The organism is Parabacteroides sp. Marseille-P3160, from assembly GCF_900162725.1.
In the GTDB taxonomy this organism is placed as follows: Bacteria; Bacteroidota; Bacteroidia; order Bacteroidales; family Tannerellaceae; genus Marseille-P3160.
The window spans coordinates 1,586,674-1,597,175 of record NZ_LT799418.1; the positions used below are offsets into that span (position 1 = coordinate 1,586,674).

Here is a 10,502-nt window from a genome sequence, read left to right on the forward strand (position 1 = left end):
ATAAATGGAATGATAAAATTTAAAAAAGGCCTTTGGGCCGCAATTCTCCTGTTGGCAATTCCGTTTTCCACCGTAGGGCAGGAAAAGGAGATCGTGGAGGCGACGGCTTATCGAATTGAAGCATTCGGTTCCGCCGCAACAGGTTCCAATACTCCTTTCTGGATGGCAAGCAACCGTTACGGAATCGTCCCCCTCGATGCAGGTAATGGTTATCTGGAAGCAGGCGTCTTTCATCACCGTTCTTTCGGCAAAGGATTTCATTGGTCGGCCGGGCTCGAACTGGCCGGAGCGAGTCCCCGTTATAAAAAAGTGTTCATCCAGCAGCTTTATGCCAACCTGTCCTATAAAGTGCTGCAATTAAGTATTGGAAGCCAGGAAAGGTACGCCTCTCTCTGGGATCGGGATCTCGGTAGCGGCGACTTAGTGCAATCATCTAATGCAAGGCCGATTCCCGAGATCAACCTAAGCTTTCCCCGCTTTGTCACCATACCGTTGACAAACGGCTGGTTGCATTTTAAAGGCGATTTTGCCGTCGGACGCTCTTTTGATACGGATTATCTGCGTGATTTCAGCAATGCCGCCCAGGTCTATAGTAAAGATGTCTTATGGCATCACAAATCGCTTTTGCTGAAAATAAATGATTCCTATGGTTCCCTGCCTCTTTCTTTTACTTTCGGCGTAAGGCATTGGGCGCAGTGGGGAGGCGACCATTTAAAGAACGGGAAGCAACCCCAGTCGCTGAAGGACTTTGCCCGGATTGTGCTGGGAAGGGAAGGCGGGGCCGGAGCGACCCAGTCCGATCAGGTCAACGTCTTGGGTAATCATTTCGGGACCTACGATTTCAAACTTTCCTATACGCAGGAGGATTGGGCGGCTCATGCCTACTACCAGCATTATTTTGACGATAAGTCGGGGATGGAATTTAAGAACAAGACTGATGGACTCTGGGGACTGGAGTTGCAGACCGGATGTTTCCCCTGGCTGCGGAAAGTCGTCCTTGAATACGTCGATACGCGTGACCAGTCCGGACCGTTTCATTTTATAAACTTCGACCGGACGCAACATTCCGGGCGGGGAGGCGGAAGCGACAATTATTATAACAACGGGGAATATACAACAGGGGTCTCCTATTTTAACCGTTCGTTAGGTAGTCCGTTGGTTTTATCTCCCGAATATAACGAAGGAGGACAACTCGGTTTTCCGAATAACCGTATCAAAGACTGGCATATCGGGTTGGAAGGCAGCCTTTCCGGCGCCTTTTCCTATCGTTTCCTGCTTACTTTGATGAACAGTTGGGGCCAACATGCTACTCCGTTTCTACAAAAGAAAGAGGCGACGGCCTGTTTGCTGGACATCAATTACCAGCCTTCCCGTCTTAGGGGGTGGAACTTTAAAGGTTCTTTTGCCGTAGATCAAGGGAAGATGCTTGGCAATTCGGCCGGCTTCAGTCTCTCTGTCTCTAAAAGAGGGTTGCTAAAAGAGTGGTGATTCCGTTAGCGGTATTTTTCCCATAATCCGGAAGCAATCAGGGTTCTCGCTTCATCCGCCAGGCTCTGCAGGTCTTTATGCATCCGGTCGGTCGAAAGGGGAGGGTGGATGATCATCTCCATCCGGTGCGGGCGGAGTTTCCGGGAATGAATCGGCAGGATGTCATAGGGGCCATTCAGCGTCACCGGAAGAATCGGCAATTGCAGGTCTATGGCAATTTGGAAAGCGCCTTTCTTAAAGCGCTCCATCTTTCCGGTCGGCGTGCGGGAACCTTCCGGGAAAATGACGAGGGAACCTCCTTTTTTGATTGCTCTTTCCGCTTCCAATACACTTTTAGCTGCAGATTTAGGAGTCGAATTATCGACAAAGATGAACCCGGCAGCCCGGCATGCCGCACCGACAAAGGGAATCTTTCCCAGGCCTGCCTTCATCATCCATTTGATGGGAAGCCCCAAGAATCCGTAGATGAGGAAAATGTCGAATGCTCCCTGATGATTGGCGATAACAATATAGGATTGCTTACGATGAAAATGCTCGAGCCCTTTCACCTTTACAGGGCATAAAAGTAAATAACAGGTTAGCTGTGACCAAATCTTACCGGGATAGTAAGAGAAAAATTTCTCACCTCCCAACATGCAGCCGCCAATGGTTACCAATGAGGTCAATAGGGTCAGGATGATAAAAATAGGGGCGGCTATGAACCATAAGTAAACGGTATAGAATAGTCGTTGCATAACTTTCTTTTTATAATTACAAAGATAAACGCTTCTATGATTCAGCCAACTTATTCATAAGAAAAACTACCCGTTCCTGCTTATTTTCCGGTAAATCATACCTGTTCGAGCCACTCTTTGATACCTTCCGCGCATTCCCGGTTCTCAGAGGCCGTTTGGGTGCACAGACGGATATAGGATCCGTCCAATCCCCGGAAATTGGAGGCATCCCGGATCAGGATTCCTTTCTTCTTTAACAGATACTCTTTTAGTCCGGATGCTTTCCCTTTTTTCAGGCGAACCAGGAAAAAGGTCGTGGAGGTCGGCAGAACTTCCAGTTCCTCCAACCGGGAGAGAAGGGAGATGAACTCGACTGTCTCGCGCTGCCATTTGCGGATCGGCAAAGTGAACTGTGCCGGATGGCTCAGTATGAAGCGGCTTGCCTCTATCGCGAGCGCATTCACCGACCAGGGTATCAGATAGGGATAGATCCGGGCGACCAATTCCTTATCCGCCATCAGATAGCCGATCCTAAGGCCGGGGATATGATACGCCTTGGATATGGAATAAATTAAAATCAGGTTCTTATGGTTTTTCAGGTCTTCCGGCCTCAGTGTCTCTTCGACGGTGAAAGAGGCATACGCCTGATCCACAATGAAGACGGTTTGTGGATGGGCGGCAATGAACGATAATAAGTTCGCCCGCCGCCAGAACTTTCCGTCGGGATTGTTCGGGTTACATATCCAGCAGAGATCTTGTCCTTCCACGGATAGTGCCGCCAAGTCTTCCGATGTAGGGAAAAAGCTCAACCGGTGTTGGTAAAGCCGGCAGGCATCTTCGTACTCGGCGAAGGCCGGCATGGGGATCATCGATTGGGCGCCCTGCCAGGCTTGGGCAATCAAATAGAAGGCGCTGATCGAGCCGTTGGTAACCAAAACGCTTTCCTCCGGGATTTCGAACCGGTGGGAGAGCAAACGCCGGATACTTCCGGCATCCGGCTCGGGATAGCGTTTCAATTGGTCGAATTGTTCCTCCAAATGTTTCTTTAGTTGATCCAATATCGCTCCGTGCCAGACGTTGGAACTGAAATTGATTCGCACCTCATTCTGTGCATTATAAAAATCGTCGCCGTGTCCGAATAACATCTTTTTTTTTTAAAGCTTACCTTGCCTTATGGCGAACAAAAATACGAATTATTCTTCTCAAAATCAGTTCTTGGAAAATTTAAACAATATCTAATATAATTGGTAAAGCGACAGGCGCACTTTTTTCAAATAAAAAGTGCATAATTACTTATTACACCCTAACCATTCTGTATTACATCTTCCTTTTCCGGGGATTGTGGCTCTTCAATAGACTTGGGATCCAAAGGATTGAAGTAATATACGCCTAATGAGTCTAAATATTTAAGGAAAACTGGCAAATGTTGCATGAATAAACTACATTCTTTATTTTTTTCAAATACCCAGGCAGCTTCCGAAAGTGCTATAAGTCGGGGAAATGTCATAAAATCCAGGCGTTTTTCATCAGCTACACGTTCCGTCCATAGAGACATTTGCATCCCCAGAATCTGCGATTCATACCCTTTTGTCAAATGCATGATTAGAGTAGGAAAGTTATAGACATTTTCAATTGTATTATAGCCATTCCATTGACGGCCGACCTTATGAGAAGCGAATTGGATAAAATCGGCATACATTGGTCGGCGTGGAGTAAGTATAACTCGGTAACCTTGTTCCAGAGCCTTCACCAACTGTGATTCTTTATCATGTCTCCACCACATCACCACTGCCTTATCAGGCGCAATACCCGCATCTACTATTTCATCCCAGCCAATCATGGTCTTACCCTTACTCGATACGATAGAAGCAACTTGACGTAAAAAATAATACTCCAATTCTTTTTCATCTGTTAAACCCTGTTTTTTGATGAAATCCTGTATTTCTGTATCCGTATACCAGCTCTGATTACCATAATGAACTTCATCCCCACCTATATGGATATAGGGAGAAGGAAATAATTGCGCAACTTCATCCAATACATCACTGATAAATTGGTATGTTTTTATATTTCCGGGATTGAAGGCGAAATCCTTCCATCGTCCCTCTCCACCGCTGGAATATTCAGGATATGCTTTACAAGCCGCCGTAGCATGTCCAGGCATATCTATTTCCGGAATAATCATTATATGGCGTTCGGTAGCATAAGCTACGATTTCTTTAATATCCTCTTGTGTATAAAATTTCGGAGCAGCTTTAGGGTCATGCCAATTACCAATTGCTCCTATTTGAGTCAATTTGGGGTATTTTTTTATTTCGATGCGCCACCCCGGTTCATCTGTCAAGTGCCAATGAAAAACATTCAATCGCAATGATGCCATAATATCCAAATATTGCTTTACTTTCTCCTTCCCGAAGAAATGGCGGCTTTCATCAAGCATGAATCCTCTCCATTGATAACGTGGAGTATCTTGAATATGACAATAACGAATTTTTCCTTTGCCAAAACAGGCTAACTGTAACAAAGCTTCTTTTGCATAAAACAACCCAGCCTCCGAAGTCGCTTCCAGTAATACAGTGTCTCCTTTTACATCTAAGCTGTATCCTTCTCCCGTGTTCGACGTAGAATTGGATAAAAGTTTCAAAAGAATAATATTATGGGAAGAATCACTTGCCGATAGTCCTCTCAACTGGCCCGATAGTTTATCAGCCAATTGAATGGCATAAGTAGAATTCCCTTTTATTTTTGTAGCTGTTGTTATATTGAATATACCTTTTTCAAGACTGTATATTTGTGGAGATGGAAATAAAACTTGTGATGATAATGGAATAGCAGTCCATAAGGAAAAAACAAGAAATAATATTTTAAACTTCATAATATTTTGATTTTAGAGAATTACATTGGCTAATATAAATCTTTTCCCAATAGAGAAGATTTCTTAAATTTAGTATTCCTCTTTTTTTTCATATTCTTGTATGATAAAAAGGCTAAAAGCTGTTTTGAGAACAAAACAGCTTTTAGGAAATTAAGAGTATTTATTCAGACTTTGGCCAACCCTCTGTCTGTTCCAAGTTCGGATTCTTAGCAAATTCACTGATAGGAATAGGTAGTAAATAGTTTTTCGATTCGTCAAATGTTCTCTTTTCCACTGCGTAATTAGTACCGGCATACGCATCGATGTATTTCTTTCCATCGACAGTGATTCTTGTGATCGATAAAGCTTTTCCATTATTTTGCTGAACCAATGCATTGTAATCCGCATCTTCAAGTCGAGTACCCAATATACGTTTGGATAATTTTGTACCCTGTTTCCATCGCATCAGATCATAATACCTAAAGTTCTCATAAGCCAGTTCAATGCGCCTTTCGCGTCTTATCTCAATCAGTAAAGAGGGAAGTCCTTCATCTGCATATTTGGGATCCATGGAAGGGTTAAGCTCCAATTTAGGCATATTTACACGATCTCTCAGCGGCTTGATGCTTGCATCCAAATCTGCCTGAGTAATGGTACCTAATTCAGCTTTCGCCTCGGCATAATTTAAGAGGACTTCTGCATAACGGAAAAGAGGATAATCATTTATTTCCTGCGGATTTCCCCTCTGTGCATCATCATATTCATAAGAACGTATATAATAATAACCTGTGGGAGACATCCAACCGGTCATTCCGGGAACCCTGGGATAACCTATTTGCGTTTTTAAAATCTCCATTTCTCTTCTCGGATCCAACACTGTTTGTCCAAGTCGCGGATCCCGGTTATCAAATTGCTCAAGATAAGTATCATCCTTATACGTAGAACTAAGTCTTACCGGTTTCGCTGAGCCATCGCTTTCGACACACAAGAAATCTTCAACAAAATCCCTACTGGGACCTGCCGTCTGCGCAAAAATATAACCGCTCTGCCGGTGGGCCACCCCAGGGTAAGCATACTGGCGGTAAAAAATGACCTCTTTCCCGTTTCCATAAAAAGAAGATAAATCCGGCTGAATAAACAAAGCTCTTAAGTCAGAATCAGGATTGCCTGACGAATATATAACATAATTGTTTCCGTTTTTCCCATTCATCAAGTCTTGAGAAGCACTAACACACTCAGATAACCAATCATTTGCCGTACTTTGCAATCCCAGCTCCGTATGATATTTCCGATAAGTACCTTCAAAGAGACAAATACGGGATTTTAACGCCAAGGCAACGTCTTTTGTAACGCGCAGCGTACTTCCCGACCAACTATTCGGCAGATAATCAATCGCTTTATTGATGTCGGACAAAACCTGCACCATTACATCAGCCCGGCTTGCCTGTTTTTCATAAAGCTCTTCAGACTCCTCTGTCAGAGATTTCGTTACAAGAGGAGCTTTTCCAAACTGCTGGATTTTATCCATGTAAAACCAAGCTCTGAAAAAGTAAGCCTCACCGGCATATTGATTCTTCTGGTCGTCACTTGCATCTACCTTCGAATAATTATCCAGAAAAACGTTGCAGCGGCGAAGCAGCGTCCAATTCCATCCATATGCATCCGATGTGGTATTTAGTCCCGCAGCTATATTTCGCCACAGATTATGAGTACCCTCATTCGATGCTCCATTATCCGAACGGTATTCCATCGCCATATTACTGTATGTCGGAGAGTTCGAACCATTAGCAAAACCTGTTAGAAACAAATAGGTTGAATTATTCCCGGATAAATCATATATGCCATTATTGTATAATTCCAGTTCAGCCGTCGTCTTCCAATAGTTATTATTCGTTACATCCATTATCGGTTCTCTGTCGAGAAAGCCGTCATTGCAACCAAAGCCTATTATTAAGGCTGTTATTATTAAGGAAATATTATTGACGATTTTCATAATTAAACTATTTAAAATGTTAAATCAATACCGATTGAATAGGTTCTTTCAAGTGGATAATACATAGCCCCTGCATTCGCCATTCCTTCGGGATCATAAGCTCCTTTCACCCCGGAATGTTCCCACATGTTTTCAGCGCTAAAATAGAGATTCACATTACTCAGCTTCACTTTCTTCACAATATTTGAAGGAAGAACATATCCGACCGTGAAATTCTTTAACCTGATATACGAAGCATCCTGCAAATATTTTGTTTGGGACTGCTGGTTCTTTGTATTCCGAGCTCTGGGTATAGGAAAATAAGCATCCGTATTGGTTTCACTCCAGGAATCGGTAATAAACCATTTCTGCGTATTGAAATACTGGGTGGAAACCGGCCAGAAGGCTTGCGCGGAAGGCCAGAAATCACGCTTTCCAACGCCTTGGAAAAAGAGGGTCGTATAAAAACCTTTATAATTACCGTTCAAATTGATACCGAAATTATATCTCGGCGTTGTATTTCCTATTACTTTTAAATCGCCATGGTCTTCCACCGTGCTGGCACCTTTCGTTATAGAGCCGGATTTGTCTAAATCCGCATACTTAATATCGCCAGCCGTCCAAGTTCCGCTATTGATGGCGGATTGAGACGGACTATTTGCCACATCCTCTGCGGAAGTAAAAAAGCCGACCGTTTCAAAGCCCCATATTTCTCCGATCTCTTTGCCTTCATAATAACCGCTAATGCTGCGGTTTCCTCCTTCGAATTTGGTGATTTTAGCTTGGGAGTCAAAAAGCGACAGCCCGATACGATAATTGAAATCATCTCCAATCTTATCATTCCAGGAGGCTGTGATCTCCCATCCTTTTGTTTGCAACTCACCGGAATTCTTCACGGGCGCCGAAGCTCCTAATAGGGATGGCACATCCTGAGAAAACAACATATCTTTTGTGGTACGGTTATAAATATCAAAAGAAAAATCAAAACGATTATTTAACAAAGTAAGGTCAAGGCCTCCGTTTATGGTTGAAACCTTTTCCCATGTAAGTGAAGCCGGAGTTAAAGCATAAGGATCTACGTAAGCGACTGCCGACGAACTTAACATATAATTACTGGTCAATCCATTTGACATTAATGGAATATACGGATAATATTTTGTATTTCCACTCCAACTGCTTGATGTCAACAACTGATTTCCCAGGTTTCCGTAAGAGGCCCTTAGCTTGATATTATCAAATAACGGTTTCGTAAATTTCATGAAATTCTCTTCACTGACCCGCCATCCGATTGAAAAAGATGGAAGCAGGACGAAACGATCATCCTTAGGAAATCTGGAAGTTCCATCATAACGTAGGTTGCCCTCTAACAGGTATTTACCTTCAAAGTCATAATTTAAACGGAAGAATCCTCCTCGCAGGGCCCAATCGTACGCATTACTGGAAACCGTTTTCGTCCCGGTACCAAGGCTTAGGGAGGGTATGTCACCGCTTAACAACGTTTCTAACTTGCCTGAAGTAATACCATATTTTGTTACTTCTTGATTAAAACCCAATAAGGCCTTAAAATTATGTTTCTCATTCAACGAAAACGAATAGTCCGTAAAAGCATTAAATGACATATATTCCTGGTCGCTTTTATCTACTTGATAAAAATCGCTCGTACTATTCCCATATGTCTCTATAAACTTATTCGTTAGAAACTTATCAATCTTTGTCGCCAAAGTCGTTGTATTCTCTGAAAGTCTGTTATAAGTAAAATCGAGATGAATGTTCCAGTTCTTTAAAGGGCGTAAATCCAGGCTGGGAGAGAGCACGACTTCATTCGCTTTTATTTTATCCCGGCTACCTTCCGTCAGATATCCCAAAGGAGATTGATCTTCGAAGAAATAACCGACGTATTTGTCATACTGGGGATAATCCGGATCCCCTCCCCATTCTCCGCCACGCGTTGGACTGGAAAAAACAATTGCGTGATATAAATTGTCCTTGTAAGTATGTTGTTGGTCGTAGGTTTTGGTATTATAAGAAATTTTCAATCCGAGCGTCATCCAATCGTAGGTATTGTTCTCTACTGTCAAACGCGCATTCTTTCTTTCATAAATATCAGGTCTGATTTTTAACGGACCATTTTGTTTTGAAAAACCGAAAGAAGAATAAAAAGTCGTCTTCCCGGATCCTCCTGAAACACTGATATTATGATTTTGCTTAGGAATGGCCTTGCTAATCAGTCTGTCTACCCAGTTATAATGACCGATGTAATAATAAGAACCGTCTTTAATATAGTATTTTTACCAGTAGGATCTTCATAATAATCCTTTATGGCGGCATATTGCGTTGCATCATATATAGGTGTAATGCCTTCCCTTGCCAACGCTTCGTTTACGAATGTTGCATGATCATAGGAATTATCGGTAAATTCCGGCATAACTGTTGCGCGCGACCAACTTACATTTCCGGAATAATTTATCTTTAGCTTTTGGTCTTTCTCTCCCTTTTTGGTTGTAATCAAAATAACACCGTAAGCGGCGCGCACACCATAGATAGAAGAAGCAGCCGCATCTTTCAAAACAGTAACACTTTCAATGTCGTTCGGATTAATTAAAGCCATACTTGTCTCCACTCCATCAATCAGCACAAGGGGACTACCGCCGTTAACAGAGGTAGTACCACGAATATTCATATCTAACGATGCGTTCGGATTTCCATTGGTCGGATTAATATTTACACCGGGTAATGCTCCCTGCAAGGCAGAAGTAGCCGAAGTCACCGGTCTGTTTTCAAAAACCTTTGAATCAACCTGTGAAATGGCACCTGTCAGATTCGCCTTTTTTTGCGTTCCGTAACCAACTACAACCACATCTTCCAAAAGCATAGCATCCTCTTGTAAAATCACATCTATAACCGTATTTTTCCCTACGGTTTTTTCCTTGGAGATGAATCCGACATAAGAAAACACCAATACAGCATTTGCTTCGGGTACCGAAATTGTAAAATGTCCATCAACATCTGTCATAACCCCAGTTGAGGTTCCTTTTACAATAACGTTTACTCCAATCAACGGATTATTACTTGCATCTTTTACTGTTCCGGAAACAGACTGGTTTTGTTGTTTTTGCTCATTTTTATCTTCGGGGCTGGTAGTCTTTTTCGTGACGTAAATCTGACGGTCCATAATCTTGTATGTATTGTCTGTAGAGGCAAGGACAAGATCCAATATTTTATCGACCGTTTGGTTTTTTATATCTACCGAGATCTTTTTTTCCAAATTCACATTCTCATCCAGATATATAAAAACATATTCCGATTGATTTTCAATATCCGAGAAGATATCTTTAATCGTTTTGGCTTTCGAAGAAACCGAAAGTTTTGTTATCTGCGAATACAAGCTTTCAGCCAAGCAAAAATGCGTACAACAAAAACATAGAATGGCAAAAAATATAGAAAAACATTTTTGTTTCCTAAAGATCGACTTAGG

Annotated in this window: 7 protein-coding genes; 1 reads left to right on the plus strand and 6 read right to left on the minus strand. The window is 42.5% G+C overall.

What is annotated here, in order from left to right; genetic code table 11:
• Positions 1–12 precede the first annotated feature (12 nt).
• The gene (locus BQ8014_RS06360; protein WP_369808824.1) at positions 13–1,488 is read left to right on the plus strand and encodes a capsule assembly Wzi family protein; all 1,476 of its coding nucleotides are present in this window, start codon (positions 13–15) and stop codon (positions 1,486–1,488) included.
• 5 nt (positions 1,489–1,493) lie between these two features.
• On the opposite strand, the gene BQ8014_RS06365 is transcribed toward BQ8014_RS06360, so the two are convergent.
• The 6 genes from BQ8014_RS06365 to BQ8014_RS19345 form a co-directional block, all read right to left on the minus strand.
• Positions 1,494–2,222 (minus strand): lysophospholipid acyltransferase family protein, encoded by a 729-nt coding sequence (locus BQ8014_RS06365; RefSeq protein WP_080903639.1) that lies wholly within the window; start codon positions 2,220–2,222, stop codon positions 1,494–1,496.
• A gap of 95 nt (positions 2,223–2,317) precedes the next feature.
• Positions 2,318–3,346: an aminotransferase class I/II-fold pyridoxal phosphate-dependent enzyme gene (locus BQ8014_RS06370; protein WP_080903640.1), complete on the minus strand. Its 1,029-nt coding sequence runs from the start codon at positions 3,344–3,346 to the stop codon at positions 2,318–2,320.
• Between the two features lie 158 nt (positions 3,347–3,504).
• Positions 3,505–5,076, minus strand: a complete 1,572-nt coding sequence (locus tag BQ8014_RS06375; protein WP_080903641.1) for a beta-N-acetylhexosaminidase — start codon at positions 5,074–5,076, stop codon at positions 3,505–3,507.
• A gap of 160 nt (positions 5,077–5,236) precedes the next feature.
• Positions 5,237–7,048 carry a RagB/SusD family nutrient uptake outer membrane protein gene (locus BQ8014_RS06380; protein WP_234997995.1) on the minus strand — a complete coding sequence of 604 codons (1,812 nt, stop codon included), beginning with the start codon at positions 7,046–7,048 and terminating at the stop codon, positions 5,237–5,239.
• An 11-nt stretch (positions 7,049–7,059) separates the two neighbouring features.
• On the minus strand, positions 7,060–9,306 hold the full coding sequence (locus tag BQ8014_RS06385; RefSeq protein WP_080903643.1) for a SusC/RagA family TonB-linked outer membrane protein: 2,247 nt from the start codon (positions 9,304–9,306) through the stop codon (positions 7,060–7,062).
• Positions 9,261–10,502 (minus strand): SusC/RagA family TonB-linked outer membrane protein (locus BQ8014_RS19345; RefSeq protein ID WP_234997996.1); only part of this gene is annotated, 1,242 nt, incomplete at its 5' end. The genes BQ8014_RS06385 and BQ8014_RS19345, both read right to left, overlap by 46 nt.